This window comes from Gilvimarinus xylanilyticus, assembly GCF_024195295.1.
In the GTDB taxonomy this organism is placed as follows: domain Bacteria; phylum Pseudomonadota; class Gammaproteobacteria; order Pseudomonadales; family Cellvibrionaceae; genus Gilvimarinus; species Gilvimarinus xylanilyticus.
Genome location: NZ_JAMFTH010000012.1, coordinates 1 through 645, shown reverse-complemented (window position 1 = coordinate 645; position 645 = coordinate 1). Strand labels below are relative to the sequence as shown.

Below are 645 nucleotides of genomic sequence, written 5' to 3'. Positions count from 1 at the left end.
AAAGCTTTCATCGGCGCTGTCAAAGCTCCAGTTAACCGTGCCTTCGGTGGCACCATTAGCAATTACCGCGACGGCGTCTACGCTGAACATGGATAGCAGCGCCGCGTTATCGAGAGCATCGGTGTTACCAGCGGTACTAAGCGACGTCACCGATGGGGTTACCGAATCGCGCACGTCGACATCACCGGCGGTAAGAGTGCCCGCACTGGCGAGCGGTTGGTTAGTTTCAGGCAGAGTAACGGCATCCACATCACCATTGGCAACAACGGCCTCTAGCGTAGGCACATCGTTAGTACCATTAATGGTGACCGCGACAATATGCTCGGTCCCACCCACCGTAGTGATCTGAAATAGCTCTAGCTTAGTCTGACCTACCGCCAGATACTGAGTAAGGGCGTTAGCAACCGTGTACGTCCAGTTGCCATCGGCCTGAATATCTAAATTGCCCAGGGTGTTCGAGCCCACTGCGACCGTTTGGCTGGGATCAACCTGATCCTGATCAAAGTCGACATCGTCCCCTTCCAACTGATCGGTATAAACCAACTGATCGACCGGCTGGACATCCAGATCTTCGGTCACTTCGCCGGTATCGCCACCGGTGATGATGGCGCCATCGTCGGTGCCGGTGATACTGATCACAATCTC

1 protein-coding gene is annotated in these 645 nt (G+C 54.9%); it reads right to left on the bottom strand.

Annotation, left to right across the window (positions count from 1 at the left end; translation table 11 throughout):
* Window positions 1-645: VCBS domain-containing protein (locus M6D89_RS17130; RefSeq protein ID WP_253969318.1), on the bottom strand; the 645-nt coding region annotated here is incomplete at both ends.